Annotated in this window: 19 protein-coding genes and 1 pseudogene; 12 read left to right on the top strand and 8 right to left on the bottom strand. The window is 68.3% G+C overall.

Features of this window, described 5'->3' with window-relative positions; genetic code table 11:
• Positions 1-73: 73 nt before the first annotated feature.
• Positions 74-661: pseudogene (locus A5787_RS27055) on the top strand (NAD(P)/FAD-dependent oxidoreductase); the annotation flags it as partial.
• On the opposite strand, the gene A5787_RS22770 reads toward A5787_RS27055, so the two are convergent.
• Entirely contained in the window at positions 656-1,408 is a 753-nt protein-coding gene (locus A5787_RS22770; RefSeq protein WP_082977395.1) for a MerR family transcriptional regulator, read from the bottom strand. The pseudogene A5787_RS27055 and the gene A5787_RS22770 sit on opposite strands and share 6 nt — an antisense overlap.
• Before the next feature lie 59 nt (positions 1,409-1,467).
• Between A5787_RS22770 and A5787_RS22775 the strand changes: the two genes are divergently transcribed.
• The gene (locus A5787_RS22775; protein WP_082977396.1) at positions 1,468-2,748 is read left to right on the top strand and encodes a cytochrome P450; all 1,281 of its coding nucleotides are present in this window, start codon (positions 1,468-1,470) and stop codon (positions 2,746-2,748) included.
• A 218-nt stretch (positions 2,749-2,966) separates the two neighbouring features.
• Here A5787_RS22775 and A5787_RS22780 read toward each other — a convergent pair whose 3' ends face one another.
• The 5 genes from A5787_RS22780 to A5787_RS22800 form a co-directional block, all read right to left on the bottom strand.
• Positions 2,967-3,806, bottom strand: coding sequence for an SDR family oxidoreductase (locus tag A5787_RS22780; RefSeq protein WP_082977397.1), 840 nt, complete (start codon positions 3,804-3,806; stop codon positions 2,967-2,969).
• A 121-nt stretch (positions 3,807-3,927) separates the two neighbouring features.
• Positions 3,928-5,241, bottom strand: a complete 1,314-nt coding sequence (locus tag A5787_RS22785) for a sodium:proton exchanger (RefSeq protein ID WP_082977398.1) — start codon at positions 5,239-5,241, stop codon at positions 3,928-3,930.
• 299 nt (positions 5,242-5,540) lie between these two features.
• Positions 5,541-6,359: an SDR family NAD(P)-dependent oxidoreductase gene (locus A5787_RS22790; protein WP_066971250.1), complete on the bottom strand. Its 819-nt coding sequence runs from the start codon at positions 6,357-6,359 to the stop codon at positions 5,541-5,543.
• The gene (locus tag A5787_RS22795; RefSeq protein WP_066971252.1) at positions 6,356-6,781 is read right to left on the bottom strand and encodes a nuclear transport factor 2 family protein; all 426 of its coding nucleotides are present in this window, start codon (positions 6,779-6,781) and stop codon (positions 6,356-6,358) included. The genes A5787_RS22790 and A5787_RS22795 overlap by 4 nt, the downstream gene beginning before the upstream one ends.
• Positions 6,778-7,827 carry a zinc-binding dehydrogenase gene (locus A5787_RS22800; protein ID WP_066971253.1) on the bottom strand — a complete coding sequence of 350 codons (1,050 nt, stop codon included), beginning with the start codon at positions 7,825-7,827 and terminating at the stop codon, positions 6,778-6,780. The genes A5787_RS22795 and A5787_RS22800 overlap by 4 nt, the downstream gene beginning before the upstream one ends.
• A gap of 122 nt (positions 7,828-7,949) precedes the next feature.
• Between A5787_RS22800 and A5787_RS22805 the strand changes: the two genes are divergently transcribed.
• Genes A5787_RS22805 through A5787_RS22835 form a run of 7 tightly spaced genes read left to right on the top strand, consistent with a single transcriptional unit; the run spans position 7,950 to position 15,404 of the window.
• Positions 7,950-8,810: a helix-turn-helix domain-containing protein gene (locus A5787_RS22805; RefSeq protein ID WP_066971255.1), complete on the top strand. Its 861-nt coding sequence runs from the start codon at positions 7,950-7,952 to the stop codon at positions 8,808-8,810.
• Positions 8,811-8,850: 40 nt separating this feature from the next.
• Positions 8,851-10,554, top strand: a complete 1,704-nt coding sequence (locus A5787_RS22810; RefSeq protein WP_082977399.1) for a serine/threonine-protein kinase PknH/PknJ — start codon at positions 8,851-8,853, stop codon at positions 10,552-10,554.
• A 17-nt stretch (positions 10,555-10,571) separates the two neighbouring features.
• Entirely contained in the window at positions 10,572-11,039 is a 468-nt protein-coding gene (locus tag A5787_RS22815) for a hypothetical protein (protein ID WP_066971257.1), read from the top strand.
• Positions 11,036-12,286 (top strand): hypothetical protein, encoded by a 1,251-nt coding sequence (locus A5787_RS22820; protein WP_156764083.1) that lies wholly within the window; start codon positions 11,036-11,038, stop codon positions 12,284-12,286. Before A5787_RS22815 ends, A5787_RS22820 begins: the two co-directional genes overlap by 4 nt.
• A 31-nt stretch (positions 12,287-12,317) precedes the next feature.
• On the top strand, positions 12,318-13,706 hold the full coding sequence (locus A5787_RS22825) for an MmgE/PrpD family protein (RefSeq protein ID WP_066971260.1): 1,389 nt from the start codon (positions 12,318-12,320) through the stop codon (positions 13,704-13,706).
• A 56-nt stretch (positions 13,707-13,762) separates the two neighbouring features.
• The gene (locus A5787_RS22830) at positions 13,763-14,527 is read left to right on the top strand and encodes a DUF2127 domain-containing protein (RefSeq protein WP_066971262.1); all 765 of its coding nucleotides are present in this window, start codon (positions 13,763-13,765) and stop codon (positions 14,525-14,527) included.
• Between the two features lie 31 nt (positions 14,528-14,558).
• On the top strand, positions 14,559-15,404 hold the full coding sequence (locus tag A5787_RS22835; protein ID WP_066971264.1) for an SDR family oxidoreductase: 846 nt from the start codon (positions 14,559-14,561) through the stop codon (positions 15,402-15,404).
• A 332-nt stretch (positions 15,405-15,736) separates the two neighbouring features.
• On the opposite strand, the gene A5787_RS22840 is transcribed toward A5787_RS22835, so the two are convergent.
• A complete protein-coding gene (locus A5787_RS22840; protein WP_066971266.1) occupies positions 15,737-16,342 on the bottom strand; it encodes a CGNR zinc finger domain-containing protein in 606 nt (201 codons plus the stop codon).
• Between the two features lie 85 nt (positions 16,343-16,427).
• Between A5787_RS22840 and A5787_RS22845 the strand changes: the two genes are divergently transcribed.
• The 3 genes from A5787_RS22845 (at position 16,428) to A5787_RS22855 (ending at position 18,620) form a co-directional block, all read left to right on the top strand.
• Positions 16,428-17,120, top strand: a complete 693-nt coding sequence (locus tag A5787_RS22845) for an SDR family oxidoreductase (protein WP_066971268.1) — start codon at positions 16,428-16,430, stop codon at positions 17,118-17,120.
• Between the two features lie 239 nt (positions 17,121-17,359).
• Entirely contained in the window at positions 17,360-17,812 is a 453-nt protein-coding gene (locus A5787_RS22850) for an SRPBCC family protein (protein ID WP_066971269.1), read from the top strand.
• Between the two features lies 1 nt (position 17,813).
• Positions 17,814-18,620 (top strand): SDR family oxidoreductase, encoded by an 807-nt coding sequence (locus A5787_RS22855; protein WP_066971272.1) that lies wholly within the window; start codon positions 17,814-17,816, stop codon positions 18,618-18,620.
• A 3-nt stretch (positions 18,621-18,623) separates the two neighbouring features.
• Here A5787_RS22855 and A5787_RS22860 read toward each other — a convergent pair whose 3' ends face one another.
• Positions 18,624-19,370, bottom strand: coding sequence for a methyltransferase domain-containing protein (locus tag A5787_RS22860; RefSeq protein WP_066971274.1), 747 nt, complete (start codon positions 19,368-19,370; stop codon positions 18,624-18,626).
• Between the last annotated feature and the right edge of the window lie 103 nt (positions 19,371-19,473).

Below are 19,473 nucleotides of genomic sequence, written 5' to 3' on the forward strand. Positions count from 1 at the left end.
GTAGTCCGGTGTCAGTGCCCGCCGAAGCCGCTCGTCGGCCACGGTGCGCTCTAAGAATGTCGTTGCGATCTGGGTGCTGCTCGGTGACGACTACTACCGGGCCTTGCAGCAAGACCATGTCGACCTTGTCACCGCCCCCATCGGCCATGTCACCGAGACGTCGGTTGTCACCAAGGCCGGCCAGGTCGTCGACGTCGATGCGATCGTGCTGGCCACCGGGTTTGAGACGTCCCGCTACCTGCCGGGCATTGACGTCATCGGGACCGGGGGACAGCGCCTACACCAGCGCTGGGGACCCGATCCCAGCGCCTACCTGGGCGTCGCGGTGAGTGGATTCCCGAACTTCTTCATGCTCTACGGTCCCAATACCAACCAGGGCGGGAACTCAATCGTCTACATCCTCGAGGCCGGCGCGCGGCTGGTGGCCAGCGCGGTGAGTCGGGTGGCGCGACGGGGCGGATACCTCGACGTGCGCGCGGAAGCCGAAACGCGCTACAACGAACGGCTTTCCGCAGACCTCGAGCGCACCATCTGGACACGGTGCGACAGTTACTTCCGCTCGCCTACCGGCCGCATCGTTACCCAATGGCCCTACACCGAGCTGGAATACGCCCGTCGCACCTGGCGCCTGCTGCCACGAGACTGGTCGCACCACTCAGGAGGTGCTGCGCCGCTTTCGAGTGGTCCTCGGCACGTCCATCTTCGCGGCTTCCTCGGTAGCGATCCTGCCCGCCACGTTGTCAATCGCCCTGCGGAACGCCTGCATGCCGAGACCGATTCCCAGGGACCGTAATTGGACGGTCTTCTCGGCGATCGCGGGCCAGTCATCGATGGGTAGCCCGGCGTGCAGGAATGGCTCCCAGATTTCGTCGCGGTAGAGGTCGACGAACGCCTGCATGCTCGCGATCTGGTGATTGGTCATGTGGGTGAGGGACCGAGCGATCTTGTCCAAGGGCAGGCCGATGGCGACGAGCTTCTCGACGTATTCGAACGTTCTGGTGTCGGTGATGACAAGCAGCTCGTCGTTTACGACGTCGATCAGCCCGCAGTCTGCCAAGTGCTGCTCCGCGTCGGCGCCGAACTGTTCGGCCAGGTCGACCCGCTTCATCTCCATCGATCCGGTGAGGTTGGCGGGGCTGAGCGCTTGCGAGGTCAACCGGCGTAACTCGGGTGCCGATTCACCGGACTGGTCCAGAACGCGTCGGATTACGTCAAGCGGAAACCCTTGTGCTCGAAGCGATTTGATCCGCTCAATGTGTGAGATGTGATCGTCGTTGTAGATCCCGATCCGACCGCGGCGCTGTGGCGGTGGCACCAGGCCGTTGGTTTGCCACTCGCGAATGTTTCGCGCCGTCATGTCGACGCGGCGCGCGAGCTCGTCGATTGTCATGTCCACTGCGATAACCATTGTCGATTACGGAGATTTACGTTACGGTTCTGAGCGTAACCATACAGGACGGGTGATCGATGACGCTCACTGACGGGGTTCGCTTCACCGGCTCGGCGGCGCGCACGCTGGCCGGCGCCGTGTTGGCCAATGCCGCGGGCGCCCGCCGGCGGGCACCGATCGATGCGGCCAGCACGGCGTACGACCCGCTGGACGCGGTGACGGCGGCCCAACCACACTCGGCCTACCGCCGATTGCACGCCGGCCCTCGGGTGCAGTACAACCCGAAACGCAGAGTGTTTGTGCTGAGCCGTTTGGACGATGTCCGGGCCGCCGCTCGCGACGACGCCAACCTGTCCAGTGCTGACGGGCCGATGCTGACCCGAATACGCACACCGATCTTGGTCTCGCTGGACGGCGACAAACACGCCCGGCAGCGGCGCCAGGTGCTGCCGGCCTTCACCAAGGCCGCGCTTGACGGCTGGCGTCCGATCATCGACCGGTTGGCCGCGGAGACGGTTTGCGATGTCTTGGCCAACCCGGGTTGCGACGTGGTCCAGCGACTGGCGATACCGATGCCGGTGCGGCTGATTGCCCAGTTACTGGGTGTTCCCGACACCGACGTCGACGATTTTCGGCGGTGGTCGGAAGCGTCGGTACAGATCACCGATCTCGACCTCTCGGCGCGCGGTGCCCGCAAGCTGGCCGGCTCGTTGCGCGGCTCCTGGGCGATGCACCGGTATTTCACGGGGCAGTTCGCGGTGGGCGGGTTGAAGGGCTCCGACACGATCCTGGGCCGGCTGCTGGCGGAGAACCAGGCCGGCTCCCTGCCCGACCGCGAGCTGTTCTATTTCGCGATGCTTCTGCTGTTGGCCGGCAATGAGACCACCACCAATCTCCTTGGCGGCATGTTCGACACGCTGGCCGCCCACCCGGAGGAGTATGACCTGCTACGCGCCAATCCTGACTTGGTACCGATGGCGGTCGAGGAATTGCTGCGCTATCTGTCGCCGGCGCAGAACGTCTATCGCACCGCACTCAACGATTACCGGGTCGGTGACGCCACCATTCCAGCGCGTTCGCGGATCATGCTGTCGATTGGCGCCGCTAATCGTGATCCGCTGGCATTCGACGAACCTGACAGGTTCCGGGTCGATCGAAATCCTAGCCAGCACATGACCTTTGGATTCGGCGCGCACCTGTGTATCGGAGCGCAATTGACTCGCATGGAGGCCCAGGCGGTGCTGCGTGAGCTCGTTACGCGGGTCAATCGGATATCGGTGGTCGGTGCAACTCGCTGGTCTACCAACAGTTTGCTGCGGGGACCCACGCGCCTGGCGGTCCGTCTGACGCCCGCCTGAGACGTTCGCAGCCCCGGACGCCGGAATCGACCAGGGCCGCGGGGGTTTTCATCGGGCAGGGTTCTCGGCGACCTCGATGGCAACCGCCGATGCGTGCGCCGCGCCGGCCCCGGGTGCGCTGGCGGCGCGGTCACGGATGTGGTTGGCCTGCTTGGCGATTGGGTAGGGGCACGGCCCGTAGCTGCGGTCAGGGCTTCGTTGAGACCAAATTGCCTAAGTCAACCGCTGGCCGCGGCCGCCCTGGCTCGCTCCGTCATCGAGGCGATCACCCCGCCGTCGTTGAGGATGTCGGTGCCGGTGAGATAACCGGCTTTGGCGCTGGCGCAGAAGGCGAGCAGCTCGGCCATCTCCTCCGGCTTGCCCCACCGCGGAACCGCGGCATCGGCAACCATCGCACCGGCCCCGGCCTGCTCCTCGAGCCTGCCCATCTCGGTGTCGGTCGAGCCCGGAGAAACTGAGACGATGCGCAATCCGCGCGCGTTGAACCTCTCCGCCTGTGACTGGCTGTACCACCTCACAAAGCTCTTGCTCAAGGCGTAGGCGATACCGGATCGCGCGTCCTCGGGGACGATGTCGCACGCCGCCAGCATGGTGTCCATGAAGGACTCGGCGTCCTGAAGTGCCAGCGGAAACTGGCCCGTCGGAACCATTTCCGCGGGCAACATGTGGGCCGCCATGGACGCCACATTGACGATCACGGCGCCCTCGCCGGCTGCCGCATAGAACGCCTCGTTGACGTTCGCTGTGCCCAGTGCGTTGGTCCGCATCACGTAGTCGGCAGGGCCCATGCTCGGGCTGACCCCCGCGGTGTGAATCACCGAGGCGAGCGTCCCCAGGTGGTTTGCGGTGTCGAGCAGGCCCGCCACCGCGCCCGCGTCGGTGACGTCGCAGTTGATAACCGTGGGAGTCATCCCGAGGCCTTCCAGGGTTGCGGCGGCGGTGGTCAGCCGGTCCTGTCGGACGTCGCAGAGGACCAGGGAATGGTCGCGGCCGACGATCTTGGCCGTGGCCAGACCCATCCCGCCCGCACCGCCGGTGATCACCGAAACTCGATTCATACCTGGACCGTATACGTAGCGTCTTCGCCATGCCAGCTCTCCCCGCGCGATAGCCCTTCGAGGCCAAGAGAATTCGGCAGTGCGCTTAATTCGCGACCCGTGGTCATCGCGGAATTTCGGTTCAGCCCGCGAGATGACCGTCTTCCGCGGGATGGGGGTGCCCGCTGTGCCGGATCGCCCTCCCGACAAACGGTGCCCGGATGGTGCTCATCAGGTGGCGGCGGTTGACGATCAGCCCGGCGATGGCCACCGCGGTGTACACCCCACACAGCACCAGCCGCCCCGGGGTCGAAACGATCGGGAATTGGACGACGAACAACGCCAGCAGAGCGCCCGCCGACGCACGGTGGAAACGCAGCCCAAGGATCAGCGCGACCCCCATCAGGGTTTGGGTGGCGGTGAGCAGCACCTCCTCGACCTGGCGTGAATCGAGCACGAGAGCAGGCCCGCCCCCACCGAGGATGTGGGCGACGGGCAACGATCCGATCAGCAGCGTCCACTGGTTGACCTTGGAGGAGATCAGTGTGGCGATCGCCGCCGTGCCTTTGCCGCGCGTGGCGAAAATGACCGCGATGATGAACTCGGGGGCTTCGGAGGCCAGCGGGGCGAGCCACTGGACGAGCAGGAAGCGGTCGATGCCCAGCTCGGTACCGGCCGCGACCAGATTGTCTGCGAACGGCTTGGCGCAGAGCACAATCACCGCTCCCGACGCCAGGAACAGGCCGACGACGGCAATGCGCCGCGCGCGATCGGGTAGCTCCCCGAGCGCGGCGGCGGTACCGATGAGCTCGGGCTCCTCCACGTCGCCATGACCGATCTTGTAAAGGTAAAAGCCGAACCAGGCGAGCAGCGCCAACCCGAGCGCCAGGTGGATCTCCCCGGTCGCCGGCATGACGAATGCGACCACGCCGGCAATGAGCAGAAACCCGAGTTCGACGCGGTTGGCGGGGTCGAGTGCCACGGCACCGGATTTCGGGGCGGAGATTCGGGAGCCCGCCTTGCGGGCCACGAGGATGCTGACCAGCACCACGACGGGCCACCCCAGCCCCATCAGCAACCGGTTGGAACCGGTCATGTTGGCGGCGGCGTACTGGGTGTAATCCGGGTTGTGGCCGGACACGTAGGCGTAATAGAGGTCGACGGCGTACTCGGGCAGCACCGCCACCAGGGCGAGAACCGCGATCGCCAGGCCCCCGGAGACGTCGATCTGCGCGGCTTCGGCAGCCCACGCCAGCAGGAAGCTGGCCGCCACCACGGCCGCCCCATAGGTCAGCAGCGCGGCGATCGGGTCCAAGTGCAGGCCGGCGATCCTGACCACCAGCGCCGGGGCGATGAACGCCGCCGTGATCAGGGCCGAGCGGACCAGGGTCAGCCGCCGCGCGCGCGCCGGCGCCGAGGCTGGGGCGGCGGGCCTGTCTGTGGCCAGCATCGTCATCCTTCAACTCAGAGAGGGGGGCCGATCATCGATGGCTTGGACTCGCGGCCGTAGCGTGGCCCGCTCGCTCAAACCTACCCGCGAGACGAGAAGCCAGCAACGTGGCGGGTAGGCGAAAGGTTTGGACCCTGACTCCCATCTTTGCTGGCTAACCGCGGCAATTCGCAAAGTTAGGTTGGCCTGATCTATAACTTTGGCAAACCTGGCGCCGGGCAACCGCAGAACGTCAACATTCACTAAGACGCACTGCGCGAGTCCGCGGTTCCGTCGCGGGCGGGCGGCTTCTCGACGTCGCCGGGTTAACCCGGGGGACCCATCGCCGCGGCCGCGGCCTGGGCGAACAGCTGCACGGTCTGGTTGCGGGTCAGTGAACTGGTCAGCTGCTCGGCAGCACGCATGACGTCGCCGACGAACCAGGTCGGGCCGTTCGTGAGGTTGTCGAAAGCGTCCGCGATCACGTCGTCCACGGCGGCCGCCCCCGGCGGCACATCGTCGAGCGAGCCGATCTGCCCGCGGCTGTGTTCGAGTTCCCTGAGCGCGGGCGTATCGGTCTTGCCGAGTATGAGGCCCAGGACGTCGACGCCCTTGTCGTGCAGCTCGGCCCACAGCGCCTCGGCGAAGACCATGTCGAAGGCCTTGGAGGCGCCGTAGGCGACCATGTTGGACCCCCCGGCCAAACCCGCCCCGGACCCGAAGATGACGATCCCGCCACTGCCTCGCTCGACCATCGCGGGAGCGAAGTGGTGGCACAGCTGCATCGGCACCATGCAGTTGCGTTGCACCATCGCCTCGGCGGCCTCGATCGGGTTGGCAAGGAACGGTTGATAATTCGGGTCGGCGCCGGCGCAGTACACCAGGAACCCGATCTCGAGGTCGGCGGTCGCCGCCGCGATCGCCGATGCCGCGCCGGGCTCCGCGAGATCGATCGCGAGAATTCGTGTTTCGACAGAAAATCGCGAATCGATATCCGCTGCAACCTGCTCCAGCACCGGCTGGCGGCGGGCCAGCAGCACCACGTTAACCCCGCGTTCGGCAAGCCCGGCGGCGAACGCGGCGCCCAGCCCGTCGGATGCGCCGGCGACGAGTGCCCACGGTCCGTACTTGGTTGCGAAAGTCATGTGTCGCTCCCTTGCTGGCCGAACGTCGTGATGCGGACCTGGGTGAACCGGCGTCGCGCGATGCGCCAACCGGTGGCGGTCCGCATGATCTCGTCGTCGTAGAATCCCCACGCGTTGACACCGGATTTGTTGTCGCCGAACATGATCACCGCATCGACGTACGTGCGGGCCACGGCGTTGTCGCCGTCGACCGTGATGGCCTGATTGGACAGGCGGTGCAGGGTATGGCCCGCCAGGGCGTGCGTCTTGTCCATGAAGTCGGTGACTTCGTCCACACCGCGCCAGGTGCCGATCTCGCCGTAGTCGAGCTCGCAATCATCGGTGAACACGGTGCGGAACAAGGGCCAATCACGCCGATCGATCCCGGTGGCGTAGCGCACCAGGAGCTCCGCGATATCCTGACGGTCCTCTCGTTCGCTCATGCGACGTCTCCGTTCGGGTGAACCACGATGCGCGGCGGACCGTCGGATCTGCGGGCCAGCTCGAGCGCGTCGGGGACTTCGTCGAGGCCGATGATTCTGCCGACGCTCGGCAGCGGGTCCAGCCGTCCGGCCGCGATGGCGTCCAGGGTCCCATACCAGTCCTGCGGGTGCGGGCCGCCGCCGAATTGGATGGTGACGCCCTGGCGGGTGGCGGTAGTGACGTCCAGCGTGTCCCCGGTGTACCAGCCGCCCGCGCAATAGATCCGGGTGGCCATCTCGGCGGATTCGACGATGTGCTGGATGAGTCCGGCGGCGCCGACGCACTCGAAAACCACCGCCGGCCCGGGCAATCCGCGTTCGGCTCGAACCTCCCGGAACGCGTCGAACGCCGACTTTACGGCGGGATCCACCGCCACGTGGGCGCCGAATTCGCGTGCCAGCGCGAGGCGGTCGGGCTGGTAGTCGGCCACCACGATCGGTTCGATGGAGCGGCCGGACAGGGCGGCGACCGCGGAAAGACCGATCGCGCCCGCGCCGATGACGAGCGGGATCTCGCCGGGTTGGATGCGCGCCGACCTCACGTAGAACTCGCCGACGGCGAAAGCATCGGTCAGCGCCACCGCGTCGCTGGCGACGTCGCCCGGGACCAGTTTGGTCGCCGCCTCCGAAACCACCAGCAGCTCACCGAAACTCCCCTGCGCGTCCGGGTGCTGCCCGATGATGCGCATGCCTCCCGCCCCGCCGTCGACGAGACGCACCGGCATGGCCGTGACCCGCGAGCCCACCGCGAACTGATCAGTGCAGCCGGGGCCGTGCCCGATGACCTCGCCGACGAACTCATGGCCGAGCACGATGTCGCGGTCCGGGTCGTACAGCGAACGGCCCGTCGGGTCGTCGACGGCCAGTTCGGGGTGGTCCATGAAGTGCACATCGGACGCGCAGATCGCGGTGCTCAGTGTCCGCAACAGCAATTCACCCGGCCCGGGGGCCGGATCCGGCGTCTCGCGGACCTGTAACCGGCCGTCCCTCAACACAACCGCGCGCAATGGATCCTCATTTATTTTCTCGAATAATCGATATATGATCTCGAATGCTCGCCGTAACTGTATGAACCTCGCCGCGAAGGAGTCAAGCCATCCGCGGATCGTCGTCGGCGCCGACCGCCCGCGTGCTCGACGTGGTCGAGCTCCTGGCGCGGTCCGCACATGCCCGGCTGCGGTTCTCGGACATCGTGCGCGAGCTCGACCTCACTCAGGCGACCGCACACGCGATCCTGAAGACGCTGTGCGACCGCGGTTGGGCCAGCCGCGATCCCGTCGCGAAAACATTCACGCTGGGTCCGGCGCTGGCCGTGGTGGCCGCGCGGACGGACACCGCCCGCCCGCTCGCGCACGCCGCGCGTTCCGCGGCGCTGCGGATCGCCCGCGAAGTCGGCTACGCCGGCTCCGTCGTCGAGCGATTCGGTGACTCGTTGGTGGTCACGGCCTTCGAGGGTGACCCCGCAACGCAGCCGGCGGGCATTCCGGGGGATCGGATCCCCTATGCCCCGCCGTTCGGCGTCGCGCTCGCCGCGTGGGACACCGAGGAGGAACAACGGGCGTGGGTCCGACGCGGCGCGGGCGACAACAGCGATCGGATCCGGCGCCTCGAACGCGTCTTGGAGCACACGCGGCAGCGTGGCTACGACGTCGACTGGACGACGCCCGCGCTCGCGCAGGCCGTCCAGGTCGTCGGTACGCTGGATAGCCACGAGGTGCCCACCCCGGTTCGGCACATCCTGGATCAGCTGCTCGTCGAGTTCAGCACCATCGGCTTCCTGTCCGACGACAATCCCGGTCGTCGCAAGCAACCCGTGGTCACCATTGCCGCACCGGTTTTCGACCATCATGGTCAAGCCGCCCTGATGCTGGCCGTGCATCCGCTGTGCCCGCTCAGCGCGCGGCAGATCCGGGTCATCGGAGAAAAGCTCACCAACGAAACGGCGGCGATCGCGAAATCACAGCAGCACCCGGTGGATCGCGCCGGATAGGTTAGCCGTACGGATACGGGGGTGACCGTAGGGTGTTGACGTGCTGACAAGCGGCGCGGTGGTGTGCGGGTACCGCATCGAGCGGGTGCTGGGCACCGGCGGCATGGGCACGGTGTACCTCGCGGCCGATCCGATCCTGCCGCGCCAGACCGCACTGAAAGTGCTCTCGTCCGAACTGTCGCGTGATCGCGATTTTCGGGCCCGATTCGTTCGCGAGGCCGACACGGCGGCGTCGCTCGAGCACCCCCACATCGTGTCGGTTTATAACCGCGGGCAGACCGAAGACGGTCAGCTGTGGATCGCGATGCAATTCGTCGACGGCATCGACGCCGATGCCGCGCTGCGCGACGGGACCGTGGCGCCCCAGCGCGCCGTGCACATCATCGGCCAGGTCGCCAAGGCGCTCGACTTCGCCCACGCCCACAACGTGGTGCACCGCGACATCAAACCGGGCAACTTCCTGCTGTCGGGCCCGATCGGTCCCGACGAGCGAGTCCTGTTGGGCGATTTCGGAATTGCCCGCGCCTTCGACGACGTCGGGCTGACCGCGACCGGCTCGGTGATGGCGACCGTCGCCTATGCGGCCCCCGAGGTGTTGTCGGACGCGTCGATCGACGGCCGCGTCGACATCTACTCGCTGGGTTGCGCGTTGTTTCGGCTGCTGACCGGCCACACACCGTTCCCGGCCAGCAATGGGGCGGCCGCGGTCATGATGGGGCATCTGTTCAGTCCGCCGCCGCGGGTGACCGACGCCGTGCCGTCGTTACCCGCCGCGCTGGACCGGGTGATCGCCATCGCGATGGCGAAGGACCCGGCCGCCCGGTTCGGCTCGGCCGGAGAACTCGCCGCCGCGGCCGCGGGCGCGCTGCGCGACCCCACGCGCCGGGCGCCGCTGCCGCCCATACCGAGCGGGCAGGTCGGCCCGTATCCCATCGGGTCCCCGCCCTGGTGGGAGCACAGCGGACAGCGCACGCTGGCGCCGGGCGCTGGACCGCCCCCGTCGCGGCGCCGGCGCCGGCGGGCGTTGATCGGTGCCGCTTTGGCCGCGGTGGTGTTGGTGGCCGCCACAACGGTCACCGTGCTGATCTGGCCGGACCGCACGCCCGCGGGCCCGGGCGCCGACCCGCGCGCGGCCCCGTCGGCATCGGCGCAGGGACCACCGGCCACCAATATCACCGCCGCCCAGCTTCGCCCGATCCTGCTGACGGCCGATCAGATCCCGAGCGGCGCAAACGGAGGCCCGCTGGTTCTCGAGCGCGACAGCGCAACGTTGTCCGACGATTCCGCGACCCTGGACAACCCACAGTGTGTCGGCGCGTGGGCGCCCGCACAGCAATCGGCGTACGCCGCCAGCGGCTACACCGGCGTGGCCGCCCAATTCCTTCGGGCTTTGAACGAACCGGAGTCGCAGGACAGCGTGAGCCAGGCCGTCATCGCGTTCCCGGAGGGCAAGGCGGGATCGTCGCTCGTCACACAGCGCGGAGAATGGGCCCTGTGCGGCGGCAAAACCGTCACGGTGACCCCGCCGGGCTCGCCCGGGCAGGCCTGGGAGTTCGCCCAGCCCACCATCACTTCCGGGGTCGTCGTGCTGGCGGCCACCCTGCGCGGGGGCAACGCCTCCTGTCAGCATGGGATGCAGGTGCGCGGCAACGTCATCATCGACATTCGGCAATGCCGCGCCGCCGGGGGTGCAGACGTCACGGGACTGGTCATCGCGACGGCCGCCAAAGTGCCCCGGCAATGAGGGAGGCACGGAGGGGAATGAGCGCACCGACAACGACGTTCGTCACTGCCGCAGCGGCGCTGGCCTTCGCCGCGATCGTCGCCTCCTGCTCCGTGGTGACCGGCGGCACTCCAGCGCTCCCGCGCACCTCCCTCCCGACGTCGGCGAGCGCGGCGGCCCCGACCAACCCGCCTGCGCCGCCGTCCGACGAGGACCAGATCCGTCAGACCGTCATGGCGTTTCAAGACGCCTACAACACCCAGAACTGGGGCGCCTACACCGAACTGATGTGCTCGGCGATGCGAGCCGAGTTCACCGGGCCCACCATGGATTACCTCAAGAAGAGCCGCGCACAGAACGGGCTCACCACCGTCAAGATCACCTCGGTCGCGGTCAGTGGCGATACCGCCACCGTGGCGATGGACGCCCAGAACGAGGCGCTGGGCGCCGGCTCGGTCAGCTTGCCGCTGAAGCTCGAAGACGGCTGGAAGATCTGCAAACCGTGACAGGCCCAGTGCCGCAGGCGAAACGGGTTCTCTTCGCGGCGCTGCTCGGCGCCGTCCTGGTCGCCTGTCAGCACACCACCGAGGGCACCGGGGCTCCGGCGCGATCGAACCCGTCGCCCGCGGTGAACCCCTCCTCGCTCGACCCGGGCAAGTACCCGACCGGCCCGTCGCCCCCGCTCGGTGCGGCCGGTTCCGATCAAGCCGGTCGGCTCGTCGAAGGCCGCCGCATGGCCGCCTATGTCGTGGGGCCCTGGCAGGCCGACCCCGCCCTGAGCGCTGCGGGCTCCACCAGCGCGGCGACCGTCATCACCGCCTTCGAGCAGCTCTCCAAGGTGGTCTGGACGCCGATCATGGGCGGCGCCTTCAACCTTCCGTTCGTGGTCGGGTTCTCCTCTGAGCGACAAACGCCCGGACCGGACCCCCAGATGTCGCTGCGCAACGCCGTCCTGCGCTTCGCCAACCCCGCCAGCGCGGCCTCGGCCGCCCAAGGGATGCAGGCCAGAGCGATGAGCATGCCCCGCCTTCCCAGCGCCACGCCCATCGTGACCGAGCCCGAGCGGGCCATCCCCGTGCCGGGCCATCCCGACGCCGCCGCGGCGCTGCTGACCTTCCAGGACGGCGTCCAGACGGTGCGCGAACTGTCGGTGTTCACCGCGCACGGGCCCTACGTGCTCGTCCAAGTCGCGCGCTGCGGCACCGGACCGGACTGCGAAGCCCCGCTGGCCGCCCGCACGATAGACCGTCAGATACCGCTGATCGACACGTTTGCGCCCACCGACGCCAACCAGTTCGCGGCGCTTCCGCTGGACCCCACCGGTCTCGTCGCCCGCACCCTGCCGCTGCCGGCGGACCAAAGCACCCCGATGTCCGGGGCCGCCTACGAGACCGCCGGGGCGTTGCACTTAGAAGACGATCCCGTCCAGGTCGGCCCCGCCCTGAGCGCCGCCGGTGTGGATTTCGCGTCCGTCAACCTGGCCACCCTGTACCAGGCCAGGGATCCCGCCGGCGCGCAGACCCTCGCCGACGCCTACAGCGACATCGCGGCCAAAACCACTGCGGCACAGGCCGCTTCGCCGGTTCCGGGCCTCCCCCAGAGCAGATGCACCCGCGTCGCGGGGTCCAGCGGGCTGGTGCCCCGCTATTGGTGCTTGGCCGCGGCGGGGCGCTACACCATCAAAACCGTTGCGCGGCAACTCGATAGCGCACAACAGCAGATGGCCGCCCAGTACCGGATCCTGACCGGGTAAGGACAAATACACCGTGGCGCATAACTACGTTGTGGACGATCTCGCCGGCTTCGTCGTCGGCGCCGGGGCGGCGGACCTGAGCGGTTCGCCGCGGGCATTGCTGAAACGCAACGTTTTGGACAGCGTCGCCTGCGCGGTCGGTTCGCTGGACGGTGAGCTCGTCGGCACGATCCGCGCGCACGTCGATCAATTCAGCGGCACTCCCACCGCCACGAAGGTCGGCGGGGGCCGGGTATCGGTCGATCAGGCCGCGTTCTTCAACGCCGTGCTGGTGCGCTATCCCGATCTGCTGGACACCTACTTGACGGTGGGCGGGCTGTGCCATCCCGCCGACAACTTCGGCGCGGTCCTGGCCGTGGCCGAGCACGTGGACGCTGCCGGCGCGGATTTTCTGCTGGCCCTCGCGGTGGCCTACGAGGTCCAATGCCGGTTCAGCGCCCAGATTCCGGTCATGGCGCGGGGCCTCAATCACGCCCTGCAACTGGCGATGTCGGTCGCGGCCGGATCGGCGAAGCTGCTGGGGCTCGACGCCGAACAAACCGCCAGCGCCATCGCCGCGGCCGCCGCCGACAACGTTTCCCTGGCGGCCGTGCACGCCGAGCCGGTGTCGAACTGGAAGGGCATTTCGCCCGCCATCACCGGCATGCGTGCGGTCTATACGACGATGCTGGCCGGCCGCGGCATCACCGGGCCCAAGTCATTGTTCGAAGGCCCGCAAGGGCTGGTGCAACTCTTCGACCAGTCCATTGACTTCCGCACCGCCGACCGGGCGCTCGCCTGCGTCGAACAGACCTACTTGAAGCAATACTGCTCACTCATCCACGGCCAGGTCATCATCGACGCGATCCTGGCGCTTCGCGGCGACCACGGCCTGCGTGGCGAGGACGTCGCGCGGGTCAGCCTCGAGGTGTTCCAGGGTGCGTTCGACTTCGCCGGCGGGGGAGCCTACGGCGGTAAGGATCATCCGCTGACCAAGGAGCAGGCGGACTACAACCTGAAATACCTGAGCGCGGTGGCGCTGCTCGACGGTGGGGTCGGTCCCGAGCAGCTCGAGACCGAACGCGTGTTGCGCGGCGACGTTCAGGACCTGTTGGCGCGGGTCGATGTCAGCGCCGCGGCGGACCTGACCGCGGACTACCCGCAACGCACGGCGGCCCGCGTGCATGTGGTGACCGGCGATGGGCGGGAATTCAGCAGGGAGCAAAGCGATTACGAGGGATCGCCCACCCGCCCCATGTCCTGGGAGCGCGTCGTCGACAAGTTCCGATGGCTTGCCGAGCCCTTCTGCACAGAAGCGCTGTGCAACGACATCATCGCCGCGGTCGACCGGCTGGACGAGATACCCGTCGCCGAGTTCACCGCCCTGCTGGGCGCGGTCAGCCCCGCCGCCCAGCGCCTGCGCCGCAAGCCGCGCTTCTAACGGCCCGCTTCGCGCGCCCCCTTGCGTCGTCCGCTATCGGCATTCAATGATCGGCCATGGCCAAAGATCGCGACAAGAACCGATGGGAACTGGTCACGTGCGCCGTGGCGGGCCACGTCACGTACGCGCCGGACGAGGAAGCGCTCGCCGACCGGCTCAGCGGCACCACCGGGCTGGGCGAGGTCTGGCGCTGCCTGCGGTGCGCTGAATTCACGGTCGGTGAGCCGCACGGGCGGGGGCTCGCCGAGGACGCGCCGATGATCGTGCGCGGCAAGGCGTTACGCCAGGCCATCATCATCCGCGCGCTCGCGGTGGAACGCCTGTTTCGCGCGCTGGTGATCGCGCTGGCGGCGTACGCCGTGTGGAAATTCCGTGGCGCGCGGGGGGCCATCCAGTCGACCCTGGACCGCGACCTGCCGATCTTTCGCGCAGCGGGGTTCAAGGTCGATCAAATGACGATCGTGCACGAGCTGGAAAAGGCGCTCGCCGCCAAGCCGTCCACGCTGGCGCTGCTGACCGCGATGCTGGTCGTCTACGCGCTGATCGAGGTCATCGAGGGCGTCGGCCTCTGGTTGCTGAAGCGCTGGGGCGAGTACTTCGCGGTGATCGCGACCTCGGTCTTTTTGCCATTGGAAATCCATGACCTCGCCAAGGGCATCACGATGACCCGGCTGGTCACCTTCACGATCAACGTGGCCGCCGTGATCTACCTGCTGGTATCCAAACGGCTGTTCGGCCTGCGGGGTGGCCGCCAGGCCTACGACGAGGAGCGGCGGGGCGAGCAGCTCCTCGACGTCGAGCGCGCCGCGGCCGCTACCTAACGCCTGGCCGGCAGCTGGTAAGAACGCAGCAATGGGCACCTATGCGGTCACCGGATCGGCTTCCGGGATGGGCCACGAGACCGCACAGCGGCTCAAGGCCGACGGGCACACCGTGATCGGCGTGGACATCAGAGACGCCGATATAGTCGCCGACTTGTCTACGCCGCAGGGCCGCACAGCGGCGGCCGACGGTGTCCTGGCGGCCTGCGTCGGCAGGCTGGACGGCGCCGTGCTGGCCGCCGGTCTGGGCCCGAGCCCGGGACGGGATCGGCCCCGCCAAATCGCCCAGGTCAACTATTTCGGGGTGGTCGAGCTGCTGACCGCCTTGCGCCCCGCATTGGCAGCGGCCGAACGCGCCAAAGCCGTCGTCGTCTCCAGCAATTCCACGACGACGGTGCCGGTGGTGCCCCGGCGCACCGTGCGAGCGCTGCTCGCGCACGACGCCGACAAGGCACTGCGGTCCGTGCGGCCCTTCGGCCCGGCCGCGCCGACGATGATGTACGCGGCCTCGAAGATCGCCGTCGCCCGCTGGGTGCGGCGCCATGCGGTGCTGCCCGAATGGGCCGGTTCGGGGGTGCGCCTCAACGCCATCGCGCCGGGCGCCATCATGACGCCCTTGCTCGAGGAGCAGCTGGCCGACCCCAAACAGGCCAAGGCCGTCCGGTCGTTCCCGGTCCCGGTCGGCGGCTTTGGCGACGCCCGGCAGCTGGCCGATTGGATGTGTTTCATGCTGTCGGATGCCGCCGACTTCCTTTGCGGCAGCGTGGTCTTCGTCGACGGCGGTACCGACGCGTACTTTCGCGCCGACGACTGGCCCAAGCCGGTGCCGGCGCACCGGCTGTTCGGCTATCTGCGCCGGTTCAAGGGCAGGGTGTGACGAGCCGGGCTTTGCGCCGCGAGTGTGGGTGACGCCACAAGATGCCTTTTCGTGACGTTTACCGCGGCGCGGCGCGCCCGTAAAACGGCCCGGGTGCAATTCAATGAATCGGCGAACTGGCCGTACGGACAAGGGGTTAGAACCGTGGCAACACTGCAGGACCGGATGGGCCCGCGCCCAACCAACCACGATGTGGTCGCCCCGATTGCGGCACGTGCGTGCTACGCCCTACAGGCGATGCTGAAAGGCGTTCGGCGCCAAGGAGATTCCGGTCCGCGCATCATGTCCAGGGGCGCCGAGCGCTGCTGACGGCCCACGCGCAGGCCGGGGTCCTACCCGCGCGCCGGGCGCTGGGCCGTGCTGTCGCGTTGGCGTCGCCGGGCCCGGGAAGCCCGCAGGTTGGCGGCGTTGCCGCACGTCTTCACGTCGTGCCACACCCCGCTGTTGTTCTTCGAGCGGTCGTAGAACGTCGACGCGCACTGGGGGTTGTGGCATCGCTTGATCCGCCGCCAGGTGCCGTCCTGCTGGCCGAGCAAGACCTCTCCCCACAGCGCCGACGCCAGCCAGCGCCACCCGGCGCCGGTGGGTTCGAGCCGCACCTCGCCCGTTTTCGACAGCGTTAGGGACACCGCGACGGGGCCCGTGCCGCGTCCCGTCGGCGGTTCGCCGGCGACCAGCTGGGCGATCGTCTCACGCAGCGCCCGAAGCCTGGACAGGTCCGCGTCGCCGAGCGGCGGCGGCTGCGCGTGCAACCCGCGCGCGGCCGACCACGCCCGCACCGCGCCGGCTACCCAGTCGTCCGCGAGCGCGCTGTCGGCCAACAGGTCCGGCCCGTACCCCTCGATGCCCGCCGTGTTGAGGAAGTCCTGAACCAGGGCGAGGCCGCCGGGGGCCGGGACGAGCTGGTACCGCTGTGACGCACACCATGGTGAAGACATACCCAAAACATACTTGCTTATGTCGTCGCGGTCAATTACGGTGACAGATACAAAATGGGTTTACCTACGTCAAGGAGTCACTATCATGGTCAACATCAAGGGGTCGACGATCGTCGTCACCGGCGGACAGCGCGGGCTCGGCAAGGCCGTCGTGGACGAGCTCTTGCGCCGGGGCGCGGCCAAGGTCTACGCCACGGCGCGGTCGCCCAAGCCCAGCGAGGACCCGCGGGTGGTCAGCGTCGCGCTGGACGTGACGAAGCCGGATTCGGTTGCCGCGCTGGCCGCTACGGCGACCGACGCGAACATCGTCGTCAACAATGCCGGCATCATCGGTGCGCACAGTCTGCTCAGCAGCGACATCGAGGAAGTGCGGGCGGTGTTCGAGACGAATTACTTCGGCGCGCTTCGGATCGCCAAGGCGTTCGCGCCGATTCTGGCCGACAACGGTGGCGGGGCGCTGGTCGACATCGCTTCGATCCTGTCCTGGGTGGCCGGCTTCGGCGGCTACGGGGACTCGAAGGCGGCGTTGTGGTCAGCGACCAACTCGTTGCGCATCGAACTGGAAAAGCAGGGCACCCTGGTCACCGGCGCGCACCTGAGCTTCACCGAGACCGAGATGACCTCCGGTTTCGACGTGCCCAAGAACGACCCGCGGCAGGTGGCGCGGCAGATCGCCGACGGCATCGAGCGGGGCGATGCCGAGGTGCTCGCCGATGACGACACCCGCTACATGAAGGCGGCGCTGTCCGGACCGGTCGAGGCGCTCCGGGTTGGTTAACGGCCCGCCGACGGTAAATGGCCTGTCCGAAGGCAGATCCCCGTCTTCTGACGTGGGTCAAGCAGGCCGTGGGGGCCTCACCCAAAAATGGGCTTGCTGCACTTCGGACAGGCCGCCGGGCGAACCCGGCAAGACCACAATCGCAGCTGGCCCGGGGGCGCTTCGACGGCCGAAGGTCCCCAACGGGTCCGCCGAAAGTCACATCGGCACCGCCACGGCGGGCGTGTTTGGATAGCGGCATGGAACCGGAACGCATCGTGAGCGCAACCCGCGTGATCTCGGCCAGCGCCGAACGGATCTTCGAATTGATCGCCGATCCCGCTCAGCAGCCGAGCTGGGACGGCAACAACAACCTCGGCTCGTCCGCTCCGGGGCAGCGCGTCCGGCGGGTGGGTGAGGTCTTCAAGACGACGCTGACCAACGGCGCCGTGCGAGAGAACCACGTGGTGGAATTCATCGAGGGCAGCACGATCGCGTGGCGCCCGGCGGAACCGAAAAAGCCGCCGCCCGGCCACCTCTGGCGCTGGGAACTCCACCCGATCAACGCCACCCTCACCAGCGTGACCCACACCTACGACTGGACGGCGCTGACCGACAGCACCCGGTTCGAGAGGGCCAGTTCGACCACACCTGAGATGCTGCGCGAGTCGATCGACCGGCTCGCCACGCTCGCCCAGGCGAGCGAGGGCTGACATGGCCCTGCCACCCCCGGGCGACGACCGGGCCGCCATCGTCACCGGAGCGTCGTCGGGCATCGGCGAACAGTTCGCCGAGATCCTCGCCCGGCGCGGCTATCAGGTGGTGCTGGTGGCCCGCAGCGCCGACCGTCTCGAAGCGCTCGCCGGCGGGTTGGGCACGCAGGCGCACCCGCTGCCGGCCGACCTGTCCGACCGCACCGCGCGGGCGGCCTTGCCGGAGCGCGTCGCGGCGCTCGGCCTGGTTCCGGACATCCTGATCAACAACGCCGGGCTCTCGACGCTCGGGCTCGTCGCGAAATCCGTTCCGGAGCAAGAGGTCAACCTGGTCGAGGTCGACGTGGCCGCCGTGGTGGACCTGTGCAGCCGGTTCCTGCCCGGCATGGTCGAGCGCCACCGCGGCGCCGTGCTGAACGTCGCCTCGGTGGCCGGCTTCGGTCCGCTGCCGGGCCAGGCGGCGTACGGCGCCGCCAAGGCGTTCGTGTTGTCCTACACCCACAGCCTGCGCGGCGAGCTGCGCGGCACCGGGGTCAGCGCGACCGCCCTGTGCCCGGGACCGGTCGATACGGGATTCGGGGAGGCGGCCGGTTTTTCGAAGGAGGAAGCCGAATCGGCCCTGCCGCGGGTGATGTGGGTTCCCGCCGACAAGGTCGCGCTGGCCGGCATCGACGGGCTCGCGGCCGGCAGGGCCGTGGTCGTCCCCGGTCGCGTCAACCGGGTCGCGGCGGCCTTGTTCCGGGTCGCGCCGCCGGAGTGGCTGCTGCCGGTACTGGCCCGCGGCCACCCGGCCATGCAGCGCGACTGAGCCTTAGCCGTTCTTGCCGCGCACCCACTGAAACGTGCCGTAATTCTTGACGCGCACGCTGACGAATCCGCTGCGTTCCAGGATGTCGCCGATTTCGTCGTCGTCGAACACGTGCGCCCCGACGTTCGGCAGCTTTTGCCAAAACCGGGCGGCCGGCCCGACGGTGGGAACCATGACGGCCAGCCGGCCGCCAGCCCGCAGCACGCGGGCCATCTCGGCGAGGGCCGCCGCCGGATCCGGAACCAGCTGCAGCACGGCGGTCGAGATCACCGCGTCAACGGTGTTGTCGCGCAGGGGAAGTCGTTGGGCGTCGGCCCTGATGAAGCCGACCTGTGGGCCCGCCTCATTGCGCACGGCGCGGGCGAGCATGGGCTCGGAGATGTCGACACCCAGGGCCAGCCCCTCCGGGCCGGCCGCGCGCGCCAGCGACGCGGTGACGTTGCCCGGACCCGAGCCGACGTCCAGCGCCACGCCGCCCTGCGGGATGTTCAGCCACTCGAGGGGCACTGCCCACGCGCTGATCAGCCGGCGCGACAGGGCCTGGGCGTTGTCGTACAGCATCGACCCGATCGGTGAGGCCCATGCCGCCTGGATCGGGCCGGTGTTCTTGGGGACGGCGTCGCCCTCGGCCGATCCGGCGCCGAGCAGATCCAGGTAGCCCTTGCTGACGTCCGGATCCGCCGGCGGATCGGCAAGCAGATCCAGCGCTCGGTGCAACGCGGGCGGCAGCGAGATATGCACGTCGGTCACGCGTACTCCTTCGATCAAAAGCGAAGCTGTAGAACAACAGTCGAGGTTGCCACGAGCCAGGAACCAGCCTAGCCGAGCCGACGGGTGCGTCGACCGTCTGAAG

The organism is Mycobacterium sp. 852002-50816_SCH5313054-b, from assembly GCF_001667185.1.
Taxonomy (GTDB): domain Bacteria; phylum Actinomycetota; class Actinomycetes; order Mycobacteriales; family Mycobacteriaceae; genus Mycobacterium.